This window comes from Ruegeria sp. HKCCD7181 (assembly GCF_057221055.1).
The window spans coordinates 116,071-143,024 of record NZ_JBWVBC010000004.1; the positions used below are offsets into that span (position 1 = coordinate 116,071).

The following is a 26,954-nucleotide window of genomic DNA, read 5'->3' on the forward strand; positions in this document are numbered from 1 at the left end:
TGCCATACAGTTTGCACATGCGCGGATCAACGGTCTGGATGGTGTCATCAACCACCGGTCGCCAAACCGGAGGATTCCGCGACAAGGGCTTCAAATACTTGCAATCTAAGGCCTATCTGTTTCACGATTGAACCAGGGTCGGGCCGGCTGGGCCTGCAACTGCGCTCGGCGCGTCCAAAAGGAGATCATTGATGATTGTTCGCAGGATCTATTTTGCAGTCACCTTTTTCATTCTGCCCCTGACAGTTTTGCTAGGGTTGTTCTGGGGGCACGCTTTTTGGCTGCTGGTGCTGGTCGTTCCTTATGTGCTGATCGGTTACTACGACCTGAAAACAAACAAGCACAATGTTCTGAACAATTATCCGGTTCTAGGCCATTTCCGGTACATGCTGGAGTTCGTCAGTCCCGAAATCCGTCAGTATTTTGTGGAAACAAATGAAAGCGGGCGACCATTCAACAGGATCATCCGCGGGTTGGTCTATTCGCGCGCGAAAGGGCAGGTTGATACGCAGGCTTTCGGCACCCAATATGATATCACGACCGTTGGCTACCATCGCGCCAATCACTCGCTGGCACCAAAAGATGTGGACGTTAGCGAAGAACGCGTGGTGCTGGGCGGCCCACAATGTACGAAACCCTATAGTGCTTCGCGGTTGAACGTGTCTGCCATGAGTTTCGGCGCCCTCAGCGCCAATGCCATTCGTGCATTGAACGGCGGGGCCAAAGACGGCGGTTTCGCCCACAACACTGGGGAGGGCGGTCTGTCGCCGCACCATCTGGCCGAGGGTGGAGACATCATCTGGCAAATCGGCACCGGCTATTTTGGCTGCCGAACACCCGAGGGTGGGTTCGACAAGGACAAGTTTGCCGAAAAGGCGCAAAAGGATGTTGTCAAGGCCATCGAAATCAAGCTGTCTCAGGGCGCAAAGCCTTCCCATGGTGGCGTGCTGCCAGCGGCAAAGGTCGACAAAGAGATTGCCGAGATCCGAGGTGTACCCGAGCATCAGGACGTGATCTCGCCGCCGATCCACTCGGCGTTTGAGGGCCCGACTGGGTTGATGGAATTTGTGCAGCACCTGCGCGAAATGTCGGGCGGAAAACCCGTTGGATTCAAACTGTGCATTGGTAACCCTTCCGAGTTCATGGCGATTTGCAAGGCGATGCTTGAGACGGGTATCCTGCCCGATTTTATCACTGTGGATGGCGCGGAAGGCGGAACCGGCGCAGCCCCGGTCGAGTTCACCAACCGTCTTGGAATGCCAGTGAATGAGGCACTGATCTTCGTGAACAATTGCCTGCGCGGTATAGGAGTTCGGGACAAGATCCGCATTATCTGCTCGGGCAAAGTTGCAACCGGATTCGATATGGTCGAGAAATTCGCTTTGGGCGCGGATATGTGCAACGCCGCACGGGCGATGATGTTTGCGGTCGGATGTATTCAGGCGTTGCACTGCAACACCAACCGATGCCCTTCAGGGGTTGCCACACAAGACCCAATCAGGGGAAGCGCGATAAAAGTGCCGCAAAAACGGCAGCGGGTGCATCGTTTCCATGACAGCACGCTGGAGAGCTTTCGCGAATTACTGGGGGCAATGGGCAAAGAGAAAGTCTCGGAACTGTGTCCTTCGGATATTCGCCGCCGCACAGCTGACGAGCGTGAACGATCTTATGCCGAACTCTACGAGTCTATCGATGAAGGCGCATTGTTGGGGGATAAGGTTCTGCCGACCTATGCCGAGGATTGGAACCGGGCTTCGTCAGCTCATTTCTGATCTTTAGCAGAACCAAGTCACAGTGGGCGCCGAAATCGCTCTCGGGGCTCGACTAAGAACGCGAGTCCCGAGGGTTATTAGCCGAATGCGTATGGATCCTGCGAACGCTCCACTCGACAGCATCCCGCATGGTTTTCCCAAGGGCTACATCGAAGGCTTCGACCAGATCGGGGGTCTGATCGCTGACAGCTAACACGTTTTCCCGAAACGAGCTGGAGGCGATAATCTTGTCCTCGTACTCGTCAATGATCTTGATGTTGATGCGAACTTCCACACGCACGGTTTTTGCGTCTTCGGTTTCACTGACCACAATACCCTGAAACTCACGCAAATCGGGCGCGATGACGTAGTCGGCCCGCAACCCGACGGTCGACCGACCCACCGCCGCCACCTTGCCGGAATTCTCGTAACTTTCGACCATCAGGGCCTGCACGATTAGGGGTGCGCGGTCCACCCAACGGGCTCGGGGCAGGTATTGCACTTGCAGTGCCGTGGGCTGAACCGCGATTTGATCCGTATTGACTGCTGCCGTAGCAGTGGGTTCTTCAACGACGATCTGCTTTCCTATGCGCGGCAGCGACGGTGAAAACGTGCTTTTCGGCGTCAGAAGGTACAGGTCGTTCGGTTTGGACGCCTGTCGCAAGGTGTCAAGCCCAGTGCATCCAGCCAAAAAAGCCAGAACCAGAGTCATAATTAGAGGCCGGATCATTGGCGAAACTCCGATGCTTGAGTGCCGAGTAGGAAGCGGGCCGGATCGCGTTCGACCTTGTCGACCAGCCGGTCCAGACTGATGACCAGACGCTGCGATTCCTCGATGAACCGGACGAATTGCGGCAGGCCCACGCGAAGGAAGTCCGAAACCTGCCTGCGGTTGTCCTGAACAATACCGTCGATGGTTCCAAGCAGGTCTGATGCTGATTGAGATGCGCTCAGGATATCATCCGAAACCTGGTCGATCTTGGCGGTGATATTTGATACGGTTTCGGTCACTTGGTTTGCTGCCTTGCGCACATCTTCGGCAACCGGTGCAATGTCCTCGTCCATCACCCGGTTGGCCGAGTCAAAGGCGCGTTCCGCTGACGTCAGCGCGGCTTTGGCGGTGTCTATCGCCGAATTGATTGACCCGAGAGTCGTGTTCGCGTTGGCAAAGGTCTCGGTGACAGTGCCAAGCGTGAGGCTGCCTTCTTCGGACAGGACGATCAGGTGATCCGCCAGCCTAGAGCCACGTTCGATGAAGGGGCGAATTTCCTGCGCAATAACCTGTTCGGCGGTTTGCAGGGTCTCGTTTGCCGTATCCAGCGTGGTTTTGGCGGATTCCGAGGCGTCCTTTAGGCTTTTCAGTGTGTCGGTACCGGTGGTCAGTGTCGTCTCGGCGGTGTCGGCCAGCGTATCCAGACGTTTGGTAAAGGCTCCGATGTCCTTCGCAGCACCGCCCAGATCGCCGGAGAGTGTTTCAAAGTCGGACAGGGTTTTGTCCAGCCGTCCCGAAGCAGATGCCAGATTGTCGAGAATGTCGGTTACGGATTTGCGGTTCTCTTCATCGACGACCTTATTCAAATCTTCTAACAGAGTCAGGGCCTTATCAAGCACTTGCGGGGCGCCCTCCAGCAATGACTGGATCGTGCTGCGCTTGCTTTGAATGACGCTGTTCTGCGACAAGCGCTCAGCCTTGGGTGAGCCGCCGGACAATTCGATATAGGCAACTCCGGTCACGCCCAATGACTGCAATTGGGCAATGGTGTCCTTGGTGATCGGGATGTTGGCGTCCACTTCGATGCGAACACGGACTTTGGAAGGATCGTCGTCATCCAAATTCAATGATATGACCTGTCCAACTGGCAATCCGTTGTAATTCACGCCACCCGCGGCTGACAGGCCTGAAACATTGTCGAACAGAACCTCGTAATAGGCATATTGCCGGGTCACCTCGAACTTGGCGAGCCATAGGAAAAAGCCGAAAACCCCAAGAATACCTGCAAGGGTGAACGCGCCGATCAAGATATAATTCGCTCGGGTTTCCATCGCCTCTACCTGCTTTGCCCCTTCTGTTGTGCCGCGCGGGCGCGGGGGCCTGTGAAATATTCCTGCACCCAAGGATGATCGACCTTGGTCATTTCTTCTATCGGACCTTCAACCAGCACGCGTTTTTCTGCAAGCACTGCGACGCGGTCGCATATGGCATAAAGGCTGTCCAGATCATGGGTTACCATGAAAACAGTCAATCCCAGCGCCTGTTGCAACTCTCCGATCAGATCATCATAGGCGGCGGCCCCGATCGGGTCTAATCCGGCAGTGGGTTCGTCCAGAAACACGATCTCGGGGTCCAGCGACAGGGCACGCGCCAAAGCAGCCCGTTTGCGCATACCGCCTGACAGTTCAGAAGGGAACTTGCTGCAACTAAGTTGCGGCAACCCAACGAGGCTGATCTTGAGCCCGCCAAGCGCTTCCATCAGGCTTTCACTTATGCTTGTATGTTCGCGCAAGGGCGCCATCACATTCTGTAGCACCGTCAGCGAGGAAAACAGCGCGCCGTCCTGAAACGCAACACCCCAGCTTTTTTCGATGCGTTGGCGGTCTTCTTCGGGCCCGTTCAGCACGTCGACACCAAGTACTTCGATACTGCCTGCTGCGGGTTTGTTCAGGCCGACAATTGTACGCAATAATACCGATTTTCCGGTGCCTGAACCGCCGACGACGCCCAGCACTTCGCCTCGCCAGACATCCAGGTTCAGGTCGTCATGAACCACCTGTTCGCCAAATCGATTGGTCAGGTTGCGCACACGGATTACGGCCTCGCGCTGTGCATCGGTTTTGACGGTGTCCTGCAGGGCGGTTCCGTCCATGTCAGACCCCAAGCTCGGAAAAGAAGATCGAGAACAGCGCGTCTATAGCGATGACCATAAAGATGGATTGCACAACCGACGCGGTGGTTCTTTGCCCCACGCTTTCGGACGAGCCCTTGACCTGCATTGCCTGCCAGCAGGCAATCACACCGATTACCAGCGCAAAAAACGGTGCCTTGATCAAACCAATCGCCAATTGCCAGACATCGGTGTTTTCTTTCAGGCGGGTGACGAACATGCCGGGGCTGACACCCAGATCGATCCAGCTCATCAACGCGCCACCGATCAGACCTGCCATATCGGCCACAAAACCCAGAATAGGCAGCATGATCAGCAGGGCCAGAACACGTGGGATGACTAACACCTCGATCGGGTCCAGGCCCAATGTGCGCATAGCGTCGATTTCTTCCTGCACCTTCATCGACCCGATCGAGGCGGTAAAGGCCGATCCCGACCGACCCGCAACGATGATTGCAGTTAGCAAGACGCCCAGTTCACGCAGGATCGATATCGAGATCAGCTCGACCACAAATATTTCGGCTCCGAACTGCTTTAGCTGTGTCGCTCCCTGAAAGGCCAAAACAACGCCGATCAGAAACCCCATCAACGAGACGATGGGCAGCGCTTTGAACCCGGCTTGCTCCATCTGCGACACCAGCGCTGCACGGCGTAGGCGCCAAGGCATGATCATCGTTCGTGCCAGCCGGTGGAGCGTCAGACCCAGAAACTCGAGTATGGATAGCGTGTCCTGCCACCCGCTTGCTGTTCGCTCGCCCAGACGCGCGATCCAGTTGACGATCCCGCCCGGAGGAGCCTGTTCACCGACTGCTTTGGGGATATTGCGTGCAACCGTGTCGATCAATGTGGAGTGCGCAGGCTGGACGCCTTTGATTTGCACGTCGGCGCCACCCGAGGTCAGACGTTGCTCTAGTTTGGCGATCAGCCAGGCGCCGCCTGTGTCCAGAGCCTGAACCTCTGACATGTCCAGAACAACCGCTCCGCCAGCGGGTTTGACCGCCTTGAACCCGTCCTCGACAAACTCGAGCGATTGGGTCAGCAAGTCGCCGGTAATCCGTATGCAAACACCAGTTGCATCGCTGTCCGAGGTTATTGTGGGTCGCGTCATGAGCATATGTGAAGTGAAACACCAGATTGCTGCAACGTGTTTGTGCCAACCTGTTGGAATTTTTAGGTTCAGGGTGCGCTGCGGTTACAGTGGGGCGAGCGTGTCGAGCCGGGACATATTCCAAAAAATGTAGACAAACGAGATACTAAAGGTATCGTTGCCACGAAGATTTCTAGTTTTGATTGAGTGGCGTCAGGCAAATGAAGGGGCCATCAAAGGACCTACCCGTCGACGTTTCATCCGACCTGTTGCACGTCTGCGCTTAGGAGGAATTTCATGATCAATTGGTTTGTGAATATTCTGCAAACTTACCCGGAACTTGCGGTTTTTCTTTCCATCGGCATCGGGTTCCTGGTTGGCCCCTGGAGGTTGATGGGCTTCAGTCTCGGAACCGTCACTGCAACCCTGCTGGCGGCCGTTGTAATCGGACAAGCGCATATCGACATCGATTCCGCGGTCAAATCTACCTTTTTCATAATGTTCATTTTCGCCGTTGGTTATGGCGTCGGCCCGCAATTCATACGCGGCCTCAAGGTCGATGGGGCACGGGAAGTTTTTTTCGCGCTCAGCGTTCTGGCTCTTTGCCTGATCATTCCATTGGTGGCAGCCAAGGTGGCCGGGCTCGAGCTGGGTTATGCCGCAGGCCTTTATGCTGGTTCACAGACGATATCGGCCGCGATAGGCGTGGCCACTGACCAGATAGACCAGCTGGGCTTGTCGGCCGAGCAGACCAAGACCTACGCCAACCAGATTCCTGTCGCTTACGCGGTTACTTATATCTATGGCACTATCGGTTCCGCTATCATTCTGGCCAAGATCGGCCCTCGTCTGATCGGTGTTGATCTAGTTGCCGCTTGCAAGGAATACGAAGCCAAGCTGGGTGGCGGAACTGCTGTCGATACCGGCGAAGGTATCGTTTCGGCCTATCGCGCGATTGAAGCCCGGGCCTTTGAAATTCCGGAAGGCAGCGATCTGTTGGGGCAGCCGGTCAAGGATTTGTTGCCGGGTGTTCGCATCTATGCGGAACGGCTCCGTCGTGGCGACCAGATCATCGAAGTGGACGGCGATACTTTGCTGGCGGCCGGCGATGTCGTGATGTTCTCGGGCCGACGCGCCGATTTGGTTGGGCTACTTGAGACCAATCTAAAAGAGGCGGATGCACCGGATCTGCTCAGTATCCCGTCGGAAAAATTGGATGTTCTTGTCACCAGTAAGCAAGTGCATGGCAAGACTCTGAAAGACCTCAGCAAGATGTCGATTGCACGGGGGGTATACCTGTCGAAACTGATGCGAAACATGGTCGAGTTGCCATTGTTGCCCGGTACGGTTGTCCATCGCGGGGATATTCTGACATTGCAAGGCAGTAAGCGCCACGTCGAGGCCGCAATCGCCGAAATCGGTTATGCGGATCGGCCCGTGGACACGACCGATCTGGCCTTTGTCGGCTGGGGTATTTTTATTGGCGGCATTGTTGGAACGCTGGCCATCATGATGGGCGGCTTTCCCATAAGCCTGTCGACGACCGGGGGCGCCCTGTTGTCAGGGCTGGTCTTGGGTTGGTTGCGGACCGTGCATCCGACCTTTGGGCGCATTCCCGGGCCGTCGCTCTGGTTGATGAACACGCTGGGTCTGAACGTTTTTATTGCGGTGATTGGAATCACCGCAGGGCCGAGTTTTGTCGCTGGGTTACAGCAGGCGGGTGTGGCGCTTCTGCTGTGGGGTATCGTCGCGACAACGCTGCCGATGATCTTTTCAGTCTATGTCGGTCATTACGTGTTTAAATTCCACCCTGCCATCCTTTTCGGCGCCTGCGCCGGGGCGCGCACGACCACGGCTGCTCTTGGAATGATCCAGGAAGCCGCACAAAGTCGCATTCCCGCCCTTGGCTATGGCATGCCCTATGCCATCGGCAACACGCTGTTGACCATCTTTGGCATGGTCGTTGTTCTGATCCTCAGTTGATTTGGAAAGGTTTTATCAATGGATAGAGTGAAGTTACACGACTACGAAGCGCTCAGCCCATTTCAAATCAAGGATGAGCTGATCCAGCTAGCCTCGGCTGAATCACGAAAGGCCAACAGTGCTTTTCTGAACGCCGGGCGAGGCAATCCCAATTGGATAGCCACGCGCCCACGCGAGGCTTTTTTTGCTCTGGGTCAGTTTGCGATTACGGAATCCAAACGGGTGATGAGCCATCCTGCCGGGCTGGGCGGGATGCCTGCAATGAAAGGATGCCATGCCCGCTTACAGGATTGGGCGGCAGAGAATGCCAAAATGCCCGGCGTCGACACCTTGGTCGATGTCATTGGACATGCCATCGCGGCCTTCGAGTTTGATGCAGATGAGTTCGTACACGAGCTGACAGATTCCGTCATTGGCGACAATTACCCGGTTCCTGATCGGATCCTGAAACACAACGCCGTCATTGCGCATGAATACCTGATGTGGGCTATGTGCCGGGGTCACCGCCCGGATACGGTATTTGATCTGTTCGCCGTCGAAGGCGGTACCGCCGCGATGTGCTATATTTTCAAGACACTTAAAGCCAACCGACTGCTGAACCCGGGCGACACAATAGCCCTGTGTACCCCTATCTTCACCCCGTATCTGGAAATGCCCGAGCTCGAGGATTACAGCTTGGAGTCTGTCCACGTGGAGACCGACGAAGAGGACGGATTCCAACTGACGGATGCGGCGGTGGAGAAACTGAAGGACCCAAAGGTCAAGGCGTTCTTTCTGGTCAATCCAGGTAACCCCTCTTCGGTCGCGCTGAGCACGGCGTCATTGCGGAAACTGGCCGATCTGGTGGAAAATCATCGCCCCGATCTAATCGTTCTGACCGATGATGTTTATGGCACTTTCGTTCATGACTTTACTTCAGTCATGGGGCATCTGCCGCGCAACACGATCGGGGTGTATTCCTATTCCAAATACTTCGGCTGCACAGGCTGGCGACTTGGCGTGATCGCAGTGGCGCAGGACAATATCTTTGACCTCAAACTTGCCGACCACCCGGAGGAAATCAAACAGACGCTCGACAAACGCTATGGCACACTCAGCCTGACGCCACGAGACATCCGCTTCATAGACAGACTGGTGGCCGACAGCCGCGACGTGGCACTGAATCACACTGCGGGACTGTCGCTGCCTCAGCAGGTGATGATGACACTGTTTTCTCTGTGCGAACTGGTGGACACGAAAAAGGCGTATCAAACCGCTTGTATGGAGTTGGTCCATCGCCGTTTCCAATTGCTAACCGACGCTATGGGTATCGAGGTCAAATCGGGTGAGCACTATGATGCCTATTACGGTATCATCGATTTTGAGTACTGGTTGCGCAAATATGTGGGCGAAGAGGTGGTGGAGTGGATCAAGAAGAACGTGCACCCGCTGGATATCGCCTTCAAACTGGCCGAGGACTACGGAATTGTGCTGCTCAACGGCAGCGGCTTTGATGCGCCTGACTGGTCGGCCCGGGTGTCGTTTGCCAACCTTCCTGACGAAGCATACACCCAGATCGGCACTGCGGTACGTTCGGTTGCAAGGGGTTATGTTCAGGCCTATCGCGCGGCGAACAATCAACCACTTCACGGCTGAACCAGACCCCTACACCTGCGCCTGAACTGGTGCTACCCATGGGCGCAGGAGAGAATGATTTGAACGTTAGCGAACAGCGCATCAAGGCAATGACCACGGCCGGCCTGAACTTGATCGGTCAGGCCTTGTCGATTTACGACAGCCAGTTGCGGCTGGTTCTTTGCAACTTGCGGTTTCAGGAAATGTTTGACCTGCCCGACGATCTGGCACAGCCAGGCGCTCGGTTCCACGACACAATTCATTTTCTGGCCAGTCGTGGTGAGTATGGTGAATTGGCTGACGTCGACGAGATGGTATCGCAGCGCGTTGATCAAGCACTGGCATTCGAACCACACTACATGGAGCGCACTCGCCCCAATGGTCAGGTAATTTCCGTTGAAGGCGCGCCTTTGCCTACGGGCGGCTGGGTGGCTGTTTACACGGACATTACCCGAACGAAACAGGCCGAGGACTTGTTGCGTGCCCGATCCGAGGAGCTGTCCGGCCAACTGTTGGACAGGGCGGAAGAACTTTCGGCCTCCAACCGGAAACTGGCCGCAACCATTACTGCATTGGAAGAGGCCAAGCGGCAGCTCACTGAAATCGAAGCCCGAACGCGCATGACAACCGAGATGATGCCGGCGCATATCGCCCATCTCGATGCGGATGCGCGGTATGATTATTCCAATCGTCGCCTCAGTGCGGTCATGCCCGGCCGCCCATCGGATATTCTGGGACTGCACATCTCGCAGGCTCTTGGTGCGGCGGCTTTTGAGCGAGTCAAACCGCATCTGGACAAGGCCTATGACGGCCAAACTTCGGTATTTGAGTTCACCGAGGATCAGGATCAACGCCGCATTCGGGTTTCGTTCACGCCAGATGGGTCAGGTGGCGTCTATGTGATGTCAGTGGATATCACCGAAGAGACGCAGACGCGTGTCGCCCTGCAGCAAACCCGCCGTCGTGAAATGGCGGCTCAAATGACCAGCGGATTGGCGCATGATTTCTCGAATCTGCTGACGATCATTCTGGGGATGCAGTCTAAACTGGCCAAGATGGGTCTGCCGGATGAGGCCGGCACGTTGGTTGCTGCGACCCAACAGACTGCGCGCCGTGGCGGACAGCTGCTGAACCGAATTGCGGACATGACCGGACACCGAACACCGCAGCCGCAGGCCACCGATATGCGGGCCTTGCTTGAGGATCTGCGCACGCTTGCCTCTCCTTCATTACCACGTGGGATGGGGCTTTCGGTGATCAATACTTTGCCCGAAAAGGCGTTAATGCTGGATCCCGGCATGGTGCAAGATGCACTGTTGAACCTTGTATTGAACGCGCGTGACGCATGTGGAGCCTCCGGCCAGATAACCATCAGTGCCCACGCCATAGGCCAGATTTGGGCGGAAATTACCGTCTCGGACACCGGTCCGGGTTTCTCTGCTGAAGCGCAGGAAAAAGCACTTAACCCGTTCTTCACAACCAAGGGCAGCGACGGATCCGGGCTGGGCCTTCCAATGGTTTATGACACGGTCAAACTGGCGGGTGGGGACCTGCAGTTGCGCAACACGCCGTCGGGCGCGTCTGTGGTTTTGCGTTTACCCTACCGGCCAGCACCTCCTGCCCAATCTGGCCTTGTGCTGTTGGTCGAGGACCAGGACGATCTGCGTAGCCAGTTCCGCGATATGCTGGTCGATCTGGGGTGTACTGTCATTGAGGCTGCTTCGGTTGATGAAGCGATGGCGCTGACCGCCGATATCGAGGACATTGCGATGGTACTTTCGGATATTCGCCTTCAGGCTGAGGATACCGGACTCGACCTGATTGAACGCCTGAACGGTGCAGTGCCTTGCATCTTAATGACGTCGCTGCCCTATTCCGATCCATTGCACGTCCAGGCGCTTGCTGTGGCGCCAGTGCTGCACAAGCCGTTTACCAAAGCGCAATTGTCCGCGCTGATCAGAACCGAGGCCTCCTGATGACCCAACCGTTGGTTACAATCCTTGATGATGAACCGGAAATCCGACAAATCCTGACCGATACTCTGGAGGAGGCAGGATTTCGCACTCAGAGCTTTTCCCGTGCGCGCGAGTTTGAAGCCTCACTGAAACGGGTCACACCGGATGTCTGCCTGGTTGACCTGTCGTTGCCCGACACAGATGGGCTGGCGCTAGTACATCGTCTGGCACTGGAGCAGGGGGCCGCAGTCATCATCATTTCGGGTCGGGCACAAGTGCAGGATCGGGTAACTGGGCTTGAACTCGGGGCCGACGATTACATCACCAAGCCGTTTGATCCGGCTGAGGTGGTGGCAAGGATCCGTGCCCGCCTGCGCGCGCCCCGGAGCGGAGTGCAGGCTTCAGATGTGGCAAAATTCAACGGATGGACCGCGCAGTTTGATCGCTACGTATTGATTGACTCTGAGGGTTCAGAAACCCCGTTTAGCCACGCGGAAGGAGAGGTTCTGCGATTGTTCCTCGAAAGTCCAAAGCGCTTGATAAGCCGTGCCCGTATGCAGGAGATGCTGGGCGGCGGCGCCGGTGACAGTTTCGACCGCGCGATGGATGTTCGCATATCGCGGCTGCGCACAAAGCTCGGAGAAGACCCTAAAAACCCAAGATTGATCAAAACGATATACGGTGCCGGTTATATTTTCCTCGGGGATGTGGAGTGGCGACATTGATCTAATGCCCGGGCCGTTTTTTAAAGGATGCGCCGCCGGAACCTGATACCATAAAATGTGGAACAAGTTCTGTTTTGCAGCTGACTTTATTCGCGTAAAGCTTGGTCCTTTATCTTGAGAACTGGTTGAATCAGGTATTCAAGAACTGTTTTACGCCCCGACAGGATATCGACCTCAGCAATCATGCCTGGGATGATCTCGACGGCGATTCCACCTGCATCCAGCATTGTGTTCTCAGTGCGGATTTCAACAATGAAGACCTCTTCTTCGTTACGTTCCGATCGTGTGACGGTGTTGGCCCCGATGCGAATAATCTCACCTTGCAGGCCGCCATATCTTGCAAAATCATATGCCGTGATCTTGACCTTTACACGCTGACCAGAATGCAGAAACCCAATATCATCTGGCCGGACATAAGCCTCGACCAGCAATGAATCATCCAGCGGGACGACTTCAATCAATTCTTCACCGCTGCGGGCCAGCCCGCCGATGGTTGAGCGGTGAATCCTGTTAACCACTCCACGGACCGGTGTGCGAACTTGTGCCCGATCGGCGCGACTACGCAGCGCGGGCAGGGCAGGTTGAAGCGCTGCCAGCTCTGCCGTGACCACCGCCAAATCGGTGAGCGCGGCGCTGCGAAATCGACTGCGGACGGACTTAATCCGATCGTCGACCTCGTCCAAGCCTGATTTTAGTCGCGTGATCACCGCCTCAGCCCTGACTTTGCGGCCTTTCCATTCCGCCTCGTTGCGGCGCAGATCAAGCAGAGTTGTAGTTGGTTCCATACGCTGCTCGACAAGCGGCGCCATGATTGCTCGTTCTTCGGCCAGAACTAATAATGTCTCATGCTCCATGACCTGATCAACCAAGCCTTCTTCGAGTTCCTGTTGCCGTTGCTGCCGTTGGCGTTCCAGGATGGCTATTTCGGCCATCAGCTCAGCTTGCCGTCCCTGATACAACGCTGTTTCCGATCGAACAACATCAGGAGCCCCCCGGATTAGCCGCGGTTCAAAAGCAAGATGCGTTTTGTCTATTTCCGCCTGTAGTCGCTGAGCCCGAGCCATCAGCCCAAATGCGCGCTGTTGTTCCTGGCTCAACTCGCTGTCAATCTGGGTTGCATCGAACTCCATCAACAAAGTGCCGGCGTCGACGATTTGCCCTTCGCGCACGTGCAAGGTCTGCAGAACGCCAGGTTCGGTCGCCTCGATCATTTGAATGTCGCCCGAAGGCACGATGCGCCCGTCCGCCCGCACAACATCATCCAGTTCCGTGAAGTTGGCCCAAAGACCCGCCGTCAACAGGCATCCCAGGATCACCAACAACAGCAGCGATCCACGCAACGGGGCACGCCCCCGCATCTCGCGCGCCAGAGTGTCCAGATCAGGATGCCGCGACATTCAGATGCCTCCTGGATTTGTCTGCATTTCTGGTCAACAGGCTTTTGGGCCCATCCGCGCCAACCTTGCCGTTCTCGATAACAATGACCCTGTCGACCAGTTCCAATAGGCTGGTGCGATGCGTCACAATCACCATTGTCGTGTTTCTTGTTGCTTCTTTTAGCCGTGCGATGACTTCGGCCTCATTCTTTACGTCCATCGCACTGGTAGGTTCGTCCAGCAGCAAGACCGGAGGGCAGCCGATCAGTGCCCGTGCCAGAGTGATGGCCTGTCTCTGGCCGCCGGAAAGACCTTCCCCTCGTTCCTCCAGCCGCAGGTCATATCCGCTGGGGTGCCGGGCGACGAACTCTTCGACACCGGCAATCCGACCCGCCCGGATCAGGGCTTCGTCGCTGGGGCGAACGGTGCCAGCGCTGATATTGTCTCGCACCGATCCGGAAAATAGCCAGACGTCCTGTAACACCGACCCTATGTTGCGCCGAAGGTCGCCCGGATCTATTTGCCTGATATCCAGGCCGTCCAACATCACCGATCCCACGCGTGGCTGGTAAAGTCCCAGCAACAGTCGGGCGACCGTACTTTTGCCCGAACCTATGCGACCGAGGATTGCCACCTTTTCCCCGGGCGCAACGGTGAACGATACGCCTTTCAGGGCGTCCTCCACCTGGTCGGGATAGGCGAAGTGGACATTGTTGAAGGTGATTCCACCATCGAAACTGGAGCGGCTGATCCAGTTGCGCCCTTCAGGGCGCTCACTTTCGGCACGCATCATGGCGTCCAGGTTTCGATAGGCGCTGCGCGCCTGATTTATGCGGGTTAAAGTCTGTGCTAACTGTCCCAGAGGTGCTAGTGCCCGCCCGGTCAACATGACGGAGGCAACAAGCGCTCCCATGCTTGCCTTGCCATCTGCGATCAGAAATACACCGTAGAACACAATCAAGACCTGAGCTGCTTGTTGCGTAAATCCGGTCAGGTTCAACGCAAGCTGGGTCACGGCCCTGCTTCGCATTCCGTGGTCCGATTGACGCTCGATTGCCTCTTCCCAGCGGCTTCGCATTTGTTGACCAGCAGCTGTGGTCTTGATGGTTTCAAGACCAGTGACTGCTTCGACAAGTACGGACTGTTTTGATTGGCCGTCCGCAAAGCTTTTTTCAGCCAACCGTGACAACAACGGTTGAATTGCCAGTCCAGTCAGCAATACCACGGGTACGGCCAAGGCCGGTATCATCGCCAAAGAACCGCCAACCATATGGATCACAAAGATAAACAGACCGATGAAAGGCAGATCAACAACTGCAACCAGCGTGGCCGATGTGAAAAACTCACGTAACGTTTCGAATTCACGCACAGTGCTGGCCATCGCACCGGTTGATCCGGTGCGGGAGGTCATGCGGATGTTCAACAATTGGTCGAAGACACGCCGACCCATGAACAGATCTGCGCTCTGGCCGGCGCGATCAATGAAGTCAGCGCGTAATATCTTGAGAATAAAGTCAAAAACCAAGGCCAGGCAGACGCCGGTTGTTAAGGCAATCAAAGACTCGGTCGCCTCATTGGGAAGAACTTTGTCATACACGATCATTATGAAAACCGAGGTGGACAATCCCAGTACATTTGCCAATGCAGCCGCCAACGCGACCTGGGTGTAGGACCAGCGGTTCGCTGCCAGAGCTGACCAAAACCAGTGACCGCTTTGTTCCGTTGATCCGGGCGCAGAAGTTTCACGGTGTTCGCGCCGAAACAGCAGCGCATAGCCGGTGTATCTTTCGCTCAGTTGGTCTTCTTTCAGTTCGCCGATACCGTCTCCGATTGCCGGATCATAAATCAGCAAATCTCCTGTTTGCGAGCGGCCGTGATAGACAACGGCTCTGTTATTTTCCAACAGCAAAATCGCCGGGACCAGGGCGGCATCGAATAATCGAAGTTGTCGCGCTCCGAAACCCGCCTGAAGCCCGACTCGGTTCGCCGCGGCAATCGCATCGCGGACGGAAATGTCGCTACCCTTTCCTGATTGGACCGCGTGCAGAGCAGCAACCGTCATGGGACGTTCGAGTGTGGTGGCCACATGGAGCACGCAGGCTTCCAGATCAGTCAATCGCATGTCGGTCATCGTAGATCGATCCATTGGTTGAGCGTGATGCCGAACAGATCCAGAATGTCGCCTGTCAGGCTCAGTGCTGCATAGTTCGTCAGAAAGAAACTTTGTTCCGCCAGAATGAGACGCTCTTGCGCGTTCACGAAATCCCGTTGCGCATCCAGAATTTCGATCAGGCTGCGGCGGCCAATCGAAAACTGTGCGCGGGCCGCGGCCACACTGTCTGCATTAGCGCGCATTGCGACTCGTGCATCGCGCAACCGTTCAGCACCGGCCTTTTGGTCCGAGCGAATGAAATCCAATTCGCGCCTGATTTCTCGAACCAATGCTTCGCGGTTGGCTTCGGCTTCCTTTACACGGGCCTCGGCCGCTGCAATGGCAGCGCGACGTTGGCCTGTACTGTCCAACTCGTAATTTAAGGACAAATCGACGCCAAAATTTGTGTCCCTGCTGTCGTCTTGGTTGGCAAAAGCCGCAACACGTATGTCAGGTTGGCGTCGTGCTTGCGCAGCTGCCCATTCCGCCTTGGCAGCCATCAGGCTGGCGTCTGCCCGCCGGACTTGTGGGCTGTCCATGACGATCTGTGTGTTGCTGCGGTTCAGATCCGGTGCCGCAACAGGTGGAGATAAACCGCCTGGCGCTGCACCAAAAACTTCACGAAACCGCGCTTCGGCCCGATCTGTCCGGGCTCGAGCATCTGCGAATCTGGTTCTGGCGTCTGCGACACGGGACCTAGCCGTCAGTACGTCCGCATTGGACCCCAAGCCACCCGAAACGCGGTCAGCGATCTGCTGTTCGATCTCTTCATGTACTTCGACGTTCTCTCTTGTGATCTCCAGGATTTCCCGACGATCCAGAACCAGAACATATGTTTCAATGGCGGCCAGCGCTGTCGCCGCCGCAGTCTGTATCTGGTCTCCGCGACTTTCCAGAAGACGCGCTTGGGCAGCGACCAGATCACCTTGTGCCGCGCCTCCGTCGTAGACCAACTGGGAAACACGAAGATATGGAGAAACATCCGCGACATCAGAGTCTATGCGTTCAGATCTCGCATTCACACCCAACGAAACCTTCGGGAGAAACGCCCCTTGTGCAGCATCCCTTTCAGCTTGTGCAATATCCAATCGCGTGTCGCTTTGAGTAAGGTTAGGGCTGTCCTGCACCGCTAATCGCACTCGTTTCCCAAACGAACTATCAGTAATTCGGCTTGATGCTTGAACAGCTCCGGATCCGGTGCTGCCTTCCGAAAACGACATCTCGACCGCCGACAAATCCGGTGCACGCGTGCAGGCAGTGAGTTGCAACACCAATCCCAGGGCAGTCATAACTCTGATGAGGCACCTAAACTGCATGGGCGATCTCCCAATCTGAATGCTCTACGGCGGAGTCCATGGCCAGTGCTGTGATGAACCCGCTCAGCTCTGCAGTGGGTTCAGTGGTTTGAGGCGTCAGGGAAGCGCGTTGATGAGCCCGTGCCAGCCAGTTGCAGTGTGAAAGAGAGACCTGGTGTGCGTGGATCATCTGCATGGCCCCGCTGTTGAAGAGGACCGATATATGAGACTGTGGCAGGCGCTCCAGCCGCGACCCGTCAATTCCGAGCAGGCCATTGGGAAGGGGGTTGCCGTCATACTCCTGCAGCGGCGTGAACAGGTTCATCTCTTCAAGGATCAAACAAAGTTTGCGCGCTTCAGACAACGTGAATTGGCGGTTCTGAAAAAACCTGAGAATGTCGCGCAGTTCGGAAGTCAGTCTGCCGTCATTGGCAAAGAATGCCTGATCACGGTTATCCGTTGTTACCAGGCCAGACGCCTCGTTGACGTACAAACGGGACTGGCTGACACCGCACGGTGTTGTCTTATCCACTGGGTCAGCCAGGAAAGGGTAACACCGCAGCGCGGAGGGGACGTAACTTGCCAGCCAGCTTCCGCTTGGCGATACAAAAGGAGTTCCGGCGCTGCTGTCCATTGCTAACAAAGCGACTGGGTAGACTCTTTCCGCCTCTTTTCGAAATACGACGGGAAACGCTGCTGCCGCCAATAAAAGCTCAGCTTTGACTAGGAGGCATTCATTTAAGCCCTGCGCAAATTCATATGAGGTGTAACGACGCCAGTAGCGATCACGATGGCGATCGATGCTTACCGGGAAAAGGCCATTCTGTGCCATGCTAACCCTTCGTGTTCGTTGGGGCGATGCGATCAGGCCGCATCGCCAGTGTTCGCACTCGTGGTTCAGGCTGATGCGCCTGTGGGGTCAGTATGTAGGATGTTGTCGGAGCTCAGCCCGCTAAGATCAGAGAGCCCGTCGAACTGGGCAAGTGTTTCAACAGAAGCAGTGCTTGGTGTCGTGAAATCGACCTTGACCAGTACACCGTCGGTTCCGTTGGTTGCCATGACGTAAATCTCGTCGCCGGATTTTGCACCTGCTAGCCCTTCTACAGCGGTCGCAATCGTGTCGACGGTCAAATCTGCGAGCGTAGTCTGAAGCCCGACAAACCCGGTATTGGTTCCCAGGGTATCCCCGACGATCAAGGTTTCTACGCCAGTACCGTTCCCTCGCAACGATGCAACGTCCAGCCCGTGGAATATCAGTGCATCGGAGACGTCCTCTGCAGAACCCAACGTGAATCCGCTGATGGTATCCACGCCATTGTCCGCTGGTGCAGCCTCAAACACTACAACATCCCGGCCTGCACCGGATATGTCGATGGTGTCGTCCCCATCCCCTCCGCGGACAACGTCGTCGATATCTGACCCAGTCAGACTGTCATCGCCGCTGGTGCCCAAAAGAAATTGTGATGGGCCACCATCAGGGGTTGTGATTGTCAGTTCGATTGGCTTCGTCGAATCCTGAACCGTCATGGTAAAGGTGACAATGGGTTGAGACAGGTCGCCATAACTTGTCGCAGCACCCGCAAAGCTGATGGTAGACGGACCAGCAGGACTTGCGAGAAACAGGTCGAAATCGCCGTTTTCTGTGTCTGATCCATTGTCATACGAAACAACCGACGGGTCAAAGCCAAGATCAGCGGTTACGGCCAGGCCACTGGAGATGTCCCGATCCGCGTCGGCGTACACTTCGAATGTTATCGTCGCACCGGTTTGATCCGCTTGGGTAATGATGTAGGCCGCAGGTGAATGTGCGGTCACATGATCTGATGCAGGGTCGGGGTCAGGTCCACCAGAGACCGCTGCCTGAGCTTCGAAATTCATCGCGTCCCCGGCAACAAGCCCTGCGAAATCCGAAGCCGGCAAGCTCAAGCTCCAACTGCCGTCCGCAGCAATGGTTGCGCTTCCTACGGAAACAGAATTGAGCGTCACATCCACTGATTGGCCTGCCGCTAGACCAGCCGAAGAGCCGGTTACCGTCAAACCGCCGAGCTGGGCATCGCTCAGCGCGACAGTTTCGTTTGTTCCAACTGGGTCAATGCTCAGGGTCGGCCTGAAATCGGTGGTCAGAGATCCTGTCGCGTCCGGAGCAGCGTTTCCGGCAATGTCCTGCACGGATGCCGTGACTGTATAGTTGCTGCTATCTGCCAAAGTTGCCAGATCCGCCGATGGAACCGTCGCGACCCAGGAACCGCCAGAAACCGTAGCCGTGTAGTTTTGCCCTCCCAGGTTAACAGTCACAATCTGTCCGTCTTCTGCCGTGGTCGTGCCGGTTACGGTCAGATCCGCCCCTTGTTCTCCGATGTCCAACACGGGGCCTATCGGTAATGGGTCGACCGTTATTGAAGGCGAATTGAAGTCTGTCCCAAACCTTGCCGATGCGCTGGCACTGTTACCCGCCGCATCCGAAACAATGGCACTAACATCGTAGGTTTCGCCGTCTTGCAAACTGCTCAGCGAAGCGGCAGGGGCGGTGTATACCCAAGCACCACCGGTTACTGTTGCGGTACCGTTTACATCTACCGTACCATCGGGGCGGACAATTTCGATTGAAACAACCGTGCCGTCAGGGGCGTCCGAAGCGCCCGTCACAACCAGATCCGTCGACTGCTCCGCTGCATTCATGATTGCACCGTCAGACAATGAGGAAATGCTCAGAGTGGGGGCAGTAAAATCGGTGTCGAAACTGCCTGACGCTTGCGCTGCTGGGTTTCCTGCAGCGTCCGATACATCCGCCGTTGCAGTAAGTGTAGCTGCATCCGACAATGCGCTCAGGTCAGTAGAAGGGACAGTTACAGTCCACCCACCGCCGGTTGCTGTGCCGGAATAGGTTTGACCATTCAGGGCAACCGTTACAATCTGACCGTCCTCTGCTGTGGTTGAACCGGAAATGATCAGCTCTGTACCCTGCTCTACTGCGTTCATCACGGCGCCGTCCGAGAAATTGTCGATACTCAGAGCCGGGGCTGTTACGTCTTTGGAAACCGCAACGTTGGCTTGTGGGGCAGAGAGCCCATCGGTGTCCGAGACATCCGCAGTCACGGTGAAATTTCCGCCGTCAGTCAAGGCACCCAGATCGGCACTGGGAACGGTTACCGACCAGCTGTTGCCGGAAACAGTGCCAGTGTATGTCTGCCCATCGAAAGTTACAGTGACCTGTTGACCATCAGTTACATTGCCGGTCATCCCGCTGATGACCAAGTCAGCGCCAACTTCAACTGCGTTGATGGCTACACCCACAGACAGAGGTGTGATCGCGATCGTAGGTCCGGTCAGATCAACCGGTACGGAAACGGAGGCCGGAATGGCTGGGTTGCCTGACGTATCGCTGACCATCACACTGATCGTAGCCGGGGTGCCTGTCGACAGGCTTGCTAAATCGGCGCTTGGGACCGTTACACTCCAACCGCCACCCGAAGCGGTACCAGTGTAATCTTGGCCATCAAATGTCACGGTGACGGTCTGACCATCTTCGGCAGTTGTTGTTCCTGTTAGAACCAGATCGCTGCCCACATCCAAAAGGTCGATCAAGCCGCCGGCCACGGTATCCAACGTTACAGCGGGCGCACTGAAATCCGTTTCAAAACTGCTACTTGCCTGATCGGCGGATTGCCGGCGAAGTCAGAGACATCAGCGGTCACGGAGATCGTAGAAGCATCGGGCAAAGAGGTCAGGTCCGCTGTTGGCACGGCGACGGTCCACTCACCGTTGGTGACTGTACCTGTGTAGGTCTGCCCGTTGATCGTCACCGAGACATTCTGTCCGTTTTCAGCATCCGTCGTCCCTGAGATATTCAGGTCTGAGCCTTGCTCCACGGCATTCAGAATTGCCCCTGCTGAGAATTCAGAAATGCTGAGCGTCGGGGGAATTGTGTCAACGACGTACTCTACTGTTTCAACAGATATTTCGCCGCCACTGTCGTCCAGATTCCGAATTGTAACGGTCGAAACCCCTTGCGAAAGACCCGCTGCCTCGACCTCAGTCAAAGACAGGCTCCAGTTTCCATCAGCGTCTGGCGTAACAACCTTTGTCAGAGACCCGATAGTGATTTCGACCGAAGCCGTGCCCTCTGGGACGGTAAGATTGGCGCTGTTGTTGTTCAGCGCGTTCGCTTGCAATCCGGCGAGACTTAGGCTTGGCAGTTTTGGAGCAGGAGGAATGACCCCAGTGTCGCCCCCATTGTTCGTGTCGCCCCCATTGTCGGAATCATCGCTGCCGCCACCCCCTCCCGCTGCTGCGGCACCTGCCAAACCAACGCCGCCCAGAACAGCGCCGATGCCACTTACGCCACCGGTTGCGGCGGCACCGCCCGCCTCGGCGACTGCGCTGAATTCCACAATCTCGCCAACGGCGGCGTCGGCAATCATGATTGCTCCGTTTTCAAGGACCTGAACGTTCTCGGCGGCTACGATCAGTGTTCGACCATCCGCCATTTTCAGCTGCAGATCTCCGTTGGACAGCAGCTTGACCGAGCGAACGCCCGGGATCGATTCTGCAAACTGATAGGTGGCCAGCTCGGCATCCGTGGCTTGTGCCAGCGCGGGTAGGGCCATCAGCGTCGAACCCAGCCCACCGGCCAATCCTCGCCCGGCCCATTTTTGAAGCTTGCCATTGATCCACTTGCGGACATGACGATTGCGCCCTCTTTCAGGAAGGTTTTCCGAAGTCTCGTTGGTCGTCGAAACGGGTTTTTTGGTCATGATGCCCTCACATTTATCGGTTGCAATCTGCCGGGATATGCCCCGGAAATCGCAGGGATTTGTCAGTCAGTCTTGCGGCCGGGTGACCCATGCAGTCGAACCGGAAAAACTTGAGTTAAACTGAAACCGAACTCCTCGTTTTCACCACATTCCTGCTCTGGTTTCGGCCTGGGCATCCGCTCAACCTGTTGTCACGACCAAGGGTGGCTAGGGGTGAGTGTGATGATGCTTCAATTCGAAAGTGTGGTGGCAACGGGGACCGCGGCGCTCGATTCAGGTATCGGCGATACGGCTTTAAAAACGTTTAACGATGAAACGTATCTCTTCAGTATGACCGGGATCGGCGGAGGCGTAGTCTCATGGCATTTGGTAGACGGAGCCGCGCCGGTCATTCAGGATCAGCAGTACTACGACGTTACCATCAGCCAGCAAGTTGGCCGCAGTGGTGTCCCTGTGACGCTGGCGGGCAGCGACCAATTGCTTCTGGATGTAGATAGAGCAACCGGACTTGTCAGTTACGATCTTAATTCTGACGGCAACATCGGTGCATTGCGCGAAACCGGAGGCCTGATCGGCGGCGGGGATGTTTCGGCAGCAGTGCAGGTCTCGTTCGGTGCGGTTGATCTGCTGGCTCTGGCCCATTCGGATACAGGGCAAATCAGAACCTATCACATCAACAATGATGGTTCCCTAACGGCTACCGATTCGGTGATGATGCAGGCGGGTATGCTGCAAACACTGCAATCAGGTGCCGGCCAGTTCGTTATTGCCGCTGACACGACGAGTAACGCCATCACAACCTTTTCCGTCGAACCGAGTACCGGCGACCTCACAGAAATCACTGGTAACAGCGCCATTCAAACCCTGGGAATCAACGCTCCCACAGCTGTAGAGGTCGCCCAGGCCTATGGTGAATCGTGGGTGGTCGTAGCGGCGGCCGGCAGCAATTCGCTAAGCGTCATGAAGTTGGGCAGCGATGGTCGATTGACTGCGACGGACCACGTCCTGGATACATTGCACACCCGATTTGGATCCGTTCAGGATATGTCACTGGTCGAGGTCGCGGGGCGCGTGTTCGTAGTTGCGGGCGGTGGGGACGACGGGGTTACCCTGTTCACACTGACGCCGGATGGCCAGTTGGTCCATATGGACAGCTTCGCTGACACGCTGTCCAGCGGACTTCAGAATGTGGAATCGCTGAGCGTTGCTCAGGTCGGTGATCAGCTGCAAGTTTTTGCCGCATCACAACAGGATGCCGGTTTGACACAGCTGAGCATCGACGTCTCGGATCTGGGTGACGTCCGGCAGGGATATGGCACCGTTACCGGTACGGCGCAGGACGATATGCTGAGTGGAGGGGTTCTGGACACAGTATTGAAAGGCGGTGCAGGCGACGACATCCTGATCACCGGCACCAGTGCTACAACCATGACCGGGGGCGCAGGGGCGGATACTTTTGTAGTGCGCGAAGGCAGCGGCCCGACAACGATCACCGATTTCCTGGCGGGGACAGATCGATTGGACCTGTCTGACTTGCCGTTTCTGCGGTCTCCGGCGCAACTGAATTTCACCAGCACTGCCCAAGGTGCGCGCATTCAATATCGTGACGAGACGATCGATGTTGTCTCGGCCTCTGGCGGGTCTTTGAGCAGTTCCGATATCTTTGGCGCAGGATTCGATGGCCCGGACCATATTCCCGTTAACTTCAGTAATGTTCCGGACAACAATGCGTTGCCCGGCGTTCTGGGTGCCGTGGCCTTGGATTCCGATACGGCAAACCCGGCTCTGCAAGGGGCTGAAGTTCAATTCACACCGGACGGCGGGTCGACCATAACCGCACAGGCCAATGATCAGGGAGAATTCCACTTGGGCATACCGCCGGGCACATACCCCGGCGACTTGGATATCGTAAAATCCTATTCCACGGCCAGTGGAGAGATCACTGCACTGGATGCGTTGCAGGTTCTGCGGATTGCGGTGGGGCTAGACCCGACTTTCGGTCCTGCCACGGCGGAAAACCTGATAGCGGCAGACATTACCCGCGATGGAACGGTCAATGCGCTTGACGCCTTGGCAATCCTGCAGGTTGCCGTCCGCCAACCTACTGCCCATGATGCTGAATGGGTGTTTCTAGATGCTGCAGCCGATTTGTCAGGGATCACCAAATCCAAAGTCGCATATGATACTGGTGTTTCCGTCACCGTCGTTGATGGGGCGGTAACCGCAGACATGACCTCGATCCTGCTGGGCAATGTCGAGGCCGTCTGACGGTCCTGCAGGTTCGCCTCATTTTTCGCGAAACGCCCGGTAGAAATAGTCCGACATCGGTTTTACCAGATAAGAAAGCGGTGTGCGCTCATCGGTCTTGATCATTGCCTCAACTGGCATACCCGGCAGCAACTCCTGATCGTTGAGCCGTTCAAGCTGACCGTCATCGGGCACGACTTCGGCCCGGTAGAACGTGAATCCGGTGCTTTCGTCAGTGAATGTATCTGCCGAAACGTTAATAACGTGGCCATAGAGTTCGGGTGTTTCGCGTTGGTTGAAGGCAGGAAACCGCAGCGCAACTTCCTGACCCCGATGCAACTGGTCGACATGCAGCGCATCCACCTTTGCCGCCACGACCAGAGGGGTGTCCTGCGGCACCACATACATCATTGGTTCGGCAGGCCGGATCACGGACTGCACTGCAAAGACCTGGCTGTCGTAAACCGTACCGGCCACTGGGGCGCGAATGTCCAGCCGCGACATCCGCTCGGTTAGTGACAATCGCTGTTCCGACAGTTCAACCACCCGTGCCTCGACATCGCGCAGCTCGGTGATGGCCTCTTCTCTGCGTGTCGCTTGCAATTCAACGATCTGGATTTCGGTCGTTGCGATTTGCCCTTTCAAGCGCGCGACTGAGGCTTCGAGACGGCCGATTTCACCCGTTAGGCTCGCCTGCTCGCGTTGCAAAGCAGAAACCCGGCTGGCCTGGGTCAGGCCGCGTTTCAGCAGCCCCTCCTGATCGGTCAACTCATTCGCGATCAACTCCAGCTGAGTCCGTTGGGATACCAGCTGCGCCTGCGTTCCCTCGATCTCGCTTTCGATTTGGATACGCTGTTTTCCCAGCTGCTCGGTTTTCTGGTTCAAGGTGTCCAGGCGCGCAGAGAACAAGCGTAATTGTCCTTCCAACAGCTCAGGAGCAATCTCCTCCTGGCTTTGCAATTCCTGCAGCCTAGTGGCCAGACCCTGATCATCTTCGTCATCGCGTTCGGCCTCTAGCCGGGCCTTGCGGGACAGGAGTTCGAAGAGTTGGGATTCGACTATCGTATTCTCCGAAGCCAAAAAAGTATCGTCCAGCCGCAAAAGCAATTCGCCGCGCACCACAGAATCTCCGTCGCGTACGAAGATTTCGCCGACAACGCCACCGTCGGGGTGTTCAATCACCTGCCGGTTGCTTTGCACCTCGACGATACCTTGCGAGATGACTGCCCCTGCCAATTTGGTTCGAATGCTCCACACACCTAATCCGATGACAAGAATGGCCAAAGCCGAGAAACCAATGATAGCCGGAACCGTGATGTTCCAGGCTGGGCGTTCAGTGGATCCCATCATTTCTCACCCACCTTGTTCAGGTGCCGTTTGATGACATTTGCGTTTTGCACCATTGAATTGAGAACCTCGTCCCGAGCGCCGGATTTGACGATTTGACCTTTTTCGACAACAACCAGATCATCACATTCCGAAATAGCCTGCGGCCTGTGTGTCATGATAATCGCTGCCTTTCCGGCAGTCTTGAAACCGCGAACAGCCGCGTTCAATGCTTCAGTCCCTTCGGCGTCAAGGGCAGAGTTCGGTTCGTCGAGGATCAAAAGAACCGGGTCGCCATATAGCGCACGCGCCAGCGCGATCCGCTGTTTCTGCCCGCCCGACAACTGGCTGTCATTGCCCTCAAGGAACGTGTCATACCCTTTTTCCAGACTCAGGATCATCTCGTGCGCGTTGGCCTTCTTTGCTGCGGCAACAACGGCTTCGGCATCCGGTGTCTCTGACATCCGGGCGATGTTTTCAGCAACGGTTCCGTTGAACAGGGTTACTTGCTGCGGCAGGTATCCGATGTGATTTCCCAGATCGTCGGAATCGTATTGATCCAGTGTTGCGCCGCCCAAACGAATTTCACCCGCTGCGGGGATCCACAGACCCAGCAAAGCTTTGGCCAAGGTGGTTTTCCCGGAACCACTTTTCCCGATCACGCCAAGCGCCCGACCCGGTTCAAGATTCAATGACGCGTTGCGCAATGTCGGCGTTTTTATTCCGGGCGGGATGACGGTCAGGCCCTTGGCTACAAGTCGGCCGGTCGGAACCGGCAGTTTAGTTCGCGGTTGCTCGGGCGGAGTCGAGTCGAGGAATTTGTTCAGAGAGAGCCAGCCCGTGCGGGCGCGCTCAACCAGCGCCCATTGGCCTACTGCCATTTCCACAGGCGCCAGCGCCCGTCCTAGCAGGATCGAACCGGCAATCATTGCGCCTGGTGTCATCTCGTTGCGTAGTACAAGCAATGCCCCCAACGCCAGCATCGCAGATTGCAGGAAAAGCCTCAGCGATTTGGTCAGAGAAGTGAAGCTGCCAGTCCAGTCATTTGCGGCGATGGTTTGCGAGAGTGCCGCGGTGCGCTGTTTCAGCCAACGTGTCGTCACATCCTTTTGCATCCCCTGTGAACGTACGACTTCGGCCGCCTGCCGCGCGTGTTCGGCAAAGGAATTTGCCTGTGCTGACGCGCCCTGCGCCTCGGCCACCTTGCGGTGAGTCATGGCTTGGTTCAGCGCGGCAATAGCGATCAGAAGCGCGCCGCCAGCGACGGCAAGCCATCCTAGCAGCGGGTGAAACAAAAAGATCGCTGCTAAGAAAATTGGCGTCCATGGAATGTCCATCACCGCAAGGAAAACAGGAGATGCGAGTAATGAGCGGATCGTTTCCAGATCGCGCAAAGCGGTTGCTGGTGCCGACCTGACTTGCGGGAAGAGCGACCGGCGCATGGTCGCTTCGAACACCCTTTCGTCAAGCATGGATTGGAACCGAGCCCCAAATCGCGCCATGATCCGGCCGCGGGCGTAATCCAGCATCGCCATCAATGCGTACAGCAGCGCAACCAGCAAAAACAGCGCGGTCAGTGTTTCAACCGAACGTGATCCAAGAACCCGGTCGTAAATCTGCAACATGAACAGCGGTCCTGTCAGCATCAACAGGTTCACGAAGATGCTGAACAGAAATGCGAGGGATAAGAACACGATCCCCTGATTGCCCACATTCAGCAATTCCTGTCGCCGCGGTGCGGGCATACGATTTCTAAAAATCACGACTGTTGGTCCTTATTATCCCCAGCTGAGCCCGACCGGTGGTG

General features: G+C 56.2%; 18 protein-coding genes. 6 read left to right on the forward strand and 12 right to left on the reverse strand.

Going from position 1 to position 26,954, the window contains the following annotated elements:
* Positions 1-191: 191 nt before the first annotated feature.
* Positions 192-1,772 (forward strand): FMN-binding glutamate synthase family protein, encoded by a 1,581-nt coding sequence (locus tag AC2TCY_RS09755; RefSeq protein ID WP_480847123.1) that lies wholly within the window; start codon positions 192-194, stop codon positions 1,770-1,772.
* A 52-nt stretch (positions 1,773-1,824) separates the two neighbouring features.
* Here AC2TCY_RS09755 and AC2TCY_RS09760 read toward each other — a convergent pair whose 3' ends face one another.
* The 4 genes from AC2TCY_RS09760 to AC2TCY_RS09775 are packed head-to-tail and all read right to left on the reverse strand — an operon-like array spanning position 1,825 to position 5,741.
* On the reverse strand, positions 1,825-2,481 hold the full coding sequence (locus AC2TCY_RS09760; RefSeq protein WP_480847124.1) for an ABC-type transport auxiliary lipoprotein family protein: 657 nt from the start codon (positions 2,479-2,481) through the stop codon (positions 1,825-1,827).
* Positions 2,478-3,794: an MlaD family protein gene (locus AC2TCY_RS09765; RefSeq protein WP_480847126.1), complete on the reverse strand. Its 1,317-nt coding sequence runs from the start codon at positions 3,792-3,794 to the stop codon at positions 2,478-2,480. Before AC2TCY_RS09765 ends, AC2TCY_RS09760 begins: the two co-directional genes overlap by 4 nt.
* 5 nt (positions 3,795-3,799) lie before the next feature.
* A complete protein-coding gene (locus AC2TCY_RS09770) occupies positions 3,800-4,615 on the reverse strand; it encodes an ABC transporter ATP-binding protein (RefSeq protein WP_480847127.1) in 816 nt (271 codons plus the stop codon).
* Between the two features lies 1 nt (position 4,616).
* Positions 4,617-5,741, reverse strand: coding sequence for an MlaE family lipid ABC transporter permease subunit (locus AC2TCY_RS09775; protein WP_480847129.1), 1,125 nt, complete (start codon positions 5,739-5,741; stop codon positions 4,617-4,619).
* Positions 5,742-6,017: 276 nt separating this feature from the next.
* Between AC2TCY_RS09775 and aspT the strand changes: the two genes are divergently transcribed.
* Genes aspT through AC2TCY_RS09795 form a run of 4 tightly spaced genes read left to right on the forward strand, consistent with a single transcriptional unit; the run spans position 6,018 to position 11,997 of the window.
* Entirely contained in the window at positions 6,018-7,703 is a 1,686-nt protein-coding gene (gene aspT / locus AC2TCY_RS09780; protein WP_480847130.1) for an aspartate-alanine antiporter, read from the forward strand.
* An 18-nt stretch (positions 7,704-7,721) separates the two neighbouring features.
* On the forward strand, positions 7,722-9,338 hold the full coding sequence (locus AC2TCY_RS09785) for a bifunctional aspartate transaminase/aspartate 4-decarboxylase (RefSeq protein ID WP_480847132.1): 1,617 nt from the start codon (positions 7,722-7,724) through the stop codon (positions 9,336-9,338).
* Positions 9,339-9,376: 38 nt separating this feature from the next.
* Positions 9,377-11,293, forward strand: a complete 1,917-nt coding sequence (locus tag AC2TCY_RS09790) for a PAS-domain containing protein (protein ID WP_480847133.1) — start codon at positions 9,377-9,379, stop codon at positions 11,291-11,293.
* Complete coding sequence (locus AC2TCY_RS09795) at positions 11,293-11,997, forward strand: response regulator transcription factor (RefSeq protein WP_480847135.1); 705 nt, start codon at positions 11,293-11,295, stop codon at positions 11,995-11,997. The genes AC2TCY_RS09790 and AC2TCY_RS09795 overlap by 1 nt, the downstream gene beginning before the upstream one ends.
* A gap of 86 nt (positions 11,998-12,083) precedes the next feature.
* Here the strand turns inward: AC2TCY_RS09795 and AC2TCY_RS09800 are convergent, their stop codons facing one another.
* The 6 genes from AC2TCY_RS09800 to AC2TCY_RS09825 form a co-directional block, all read right to left on the reverse strand.
* On the reverse strand, positions 12,084-13,394 hold the full coding sequence (locus AC2TCY_RS09800) for an HlyD family type I secretion periplasmic adaptor subunit (protein WP_480847136.1): 1,311 nt from the start codon (positions 13,392-13,394) through the stop codon (positions 12,084-12,086).
* Positions 13,378-15,504 carry a type I secretion system permease/ATPase gene (locus AC2TCY_RS09805; RefSeq protein WP_480847137.1) on the reverse strand — a complete coding sequence of 709 codons (2,127 nt, stop codon included), beginning with the start codon at positions 15,502-15,504 and terminating at the stop codon, positions 13,378-13,380. Before AC2TCY_RS09805 ends, AC2TCY_RS09800 begins: the two co-directional genes overlap by 17 nt.
* Positions 15,501-16,814, reverse strand: a complete 1,314-nt coding sequence (locus tag AC2TCY_RS09810) for a TolC family protein (protein ID WP_480847139.1) — start codon at positions 16,812-16,814, stop codon at positions 15,501-15,503. The genes AC2TCY_RS09805 and AC2TCY_RS09810 overlap by 4 nt, the downstream gene beginning before the upstream one ends.
* A gap of 16 nt (positions 16,815-16,830) precedes the next feature.
* Positions 16,831-17,652: a SapC family protein gene (locus AC2TCY_RS09815; protein ID WP_480847140.1), complete on the reverse strand. Its 822-nt coding sequence runs from the start codon at positions 17,650-17,652 to the stop codon at positions 16,831-16,833.
* 65 nt (positions 17,653-17,717) lie between these two features.
* Positions 17,718-20,405, reverse strand: coding sequence for a beta strand repeat-containing protein (locus AC2TCY_RS09820; RefSeq protein WP_480847142.1), 2,688 nt, complete (start codon positions 20,403-20,405; stop codon positions 17,718-17,720).
* A 23-nt stretch (positions 20,406-20,428) separates the two neighbouring features.
* On the reverse strand, positions 20,429-21,574 hold the full coding sequence (locus tag AC2TCY_RS09825; RefSeq protein ID WP_480847143.1) for a hypothetical protein: 1,146 nt from the start codon (positions 21,572-21,574) through the stop codon (positions 20,429-20,431).
* A 222-nt stretch (positions 21,575-21,796) separates the two neighbouring features.
* On the opposite strand from AC2TCY_RS09825, the gene AC2TCY_RS09830 reads away from it, so the two are divergent.
* Positions 21,797-23,842 carry a dockerin type I domain-containing protein gene (locus AC2TCY_RS09830; RefSeq protein WP_480847144.1) on the forward strand — a complete coding sequence of 682 codons (2,046 nt, stop codon included), beginning with the start codon at positions 21,797-21,799 and terminating at the stop codon, positions 23,840-23,842.
* Between the two features lie 18 nt (positions 23,843-23,860).
* Here AC2TCY_RS09830 and AC2TCY_RS09835 read toward each other — a convergent pair whose 3' ends face one another.
* The gene (locus AC2TCY_RS09835; RefSeq protein ID WP_480847146.1) at positions 23,861-25,171 is read right to left on the reverse strand and encodes an HlyD family type I secretion periplasmic adaptor subunit; all 1,311 of its coding nucleotides are present in this window, start codon (positions 25,169-25,171) and stop codon (positions 23,861-23,863) included.
* Positions 25,168-26,892, reverse strand: a complete 1,725-nt coding sequence (locus AC2TCY_RS09840; protein WP_480847148.1) for a type I secretion system permease/ATPase — start codon at positions 26,890-26,892, stop codon at positions 25,168-25,170. The genes AC2TCY_RS09835 and AC2TCY_RS09840 overlap by 4 nt, the downstream gene beginning before the upstream one ends.
* Between the last annotated feature and the right edge of the window lie 62 nt (positions 26,893-26,954).

Coding starts and splice junctions, on each gene's coding strand:
- AC2TCY_RS09755 (WP_480847123.1), top strand. CDS start 192: ATGATTGTTCGCAGGATCTATTTTGCAGTCACCTTTTTCATTCTGCCC.
- AC2TCY_RS09760 (WP_480847124.1), bottom strand. CDS start 2,481: ATGATCCGGCCTCTAATTATGACTCTGGTTCTGGCTTTTTTGGCTGGA.
- AC2TCY_RS09765 (WP_480847126.1), bottom strand. CDS start 3,794: ATGGAAACCCGAGCGAATTATATCTTGATCGGCGCGTTCACCCTTGCA.
- AC2TCY_RS09770 (WP_480847127.1), bottom strand. CDS start 4,615: ATGGACGGAACCGCCCTGCAGGACACCGTCAAAACCGATGCACAGCGC.
- AC2TCY_RS09775 (WP_480847129.1), bottom strand. CDS start 5,741: ATGACGCGACCCACAATAACCTCGGACAGCGATGCAACTGGTGTTTGC.
- aspT (WP_480847130.1), top strand. CDS start 6,018: ATGATCAATTGGTTTGTGAATATTCTGCAAACTTACCCGGAACTTGCG.
- AC2TCY_RS09785 (WP_480847132.1), top strand. CDS start 7,722: ATGGATAGAGTGAAGTTACACGACTACGAAGCGCTCAGCCCATTTCAA.
- AC2TCY_RS09790 (WP_480847133.1), top strand. CDS start 9,377: ATGGGCGCAGGAGAGAATGATTTGAACGTTAGCGAACAGCGCATCAAG.
- AC2TCY_RS09795 (WP_480847135.1), top strand. CDS start 11,293: ATGACCCAACCGTTGGTTACAATCCTTGATGATGAACCGGAAATCCGA.
- AC2TCY_RS09800 (WP_480847136.1), bottom strand. CDS start 13,394: ATGTCGCGGCATCCTGATCTGGACACTCTGGCGCGCGAGATGCGGGGG.
- AC2TCY_RS09805 (WP_480847137.1), bottom strand. CDS start 15,504: ATGACCGACATGCGATTGACTGATCTGGAAGCCTGCGTGCTCCATGTG.
- AC2TCY_RS09810 (WP_480847139.1), bottom strand. CDS start 16,814: ATGACTGCCCTGGGATTGGTGTTGCAACTCACTGCCTGCACGCGTGCA.
- AC2TCY_RS09815 (WP_480847140.1), bottom strand. CDS start 17,652: ATGGCACAGAATGGCCTTTTCCCGGTAAGCATCGATCGCCATCGTGAT.
- AC2TCY_RS09825 (WP_480847143.1), bottom strand. CDS start 21,574: ATGACCAAAAAACCCGTTTCGACGACCAACGAGACTTCGGAAAACCTT.
- AC2TCY_RS09830 (WP_480847144.1), top strand. CDS start 21,797: ATGATGCTTCAATTCGAAAGTGTGGTGGCAACGGGGACCGCGGCGCTC.
- AC2TCY_RS09835 (WP_480847146.1), bottom strand. CDS start 25,171: ATGATGGGATCCACTGAACGCCCAGCCTGGAACATCACGGTTCCGGCT.
- AC2TCY_RS09840 (WP_480847148.1), bottom strand. CDS start 26,892: ATGCCCGCACCGCGGCGACAGGAATTGCTGAATGTGGGCAATCAGGGG.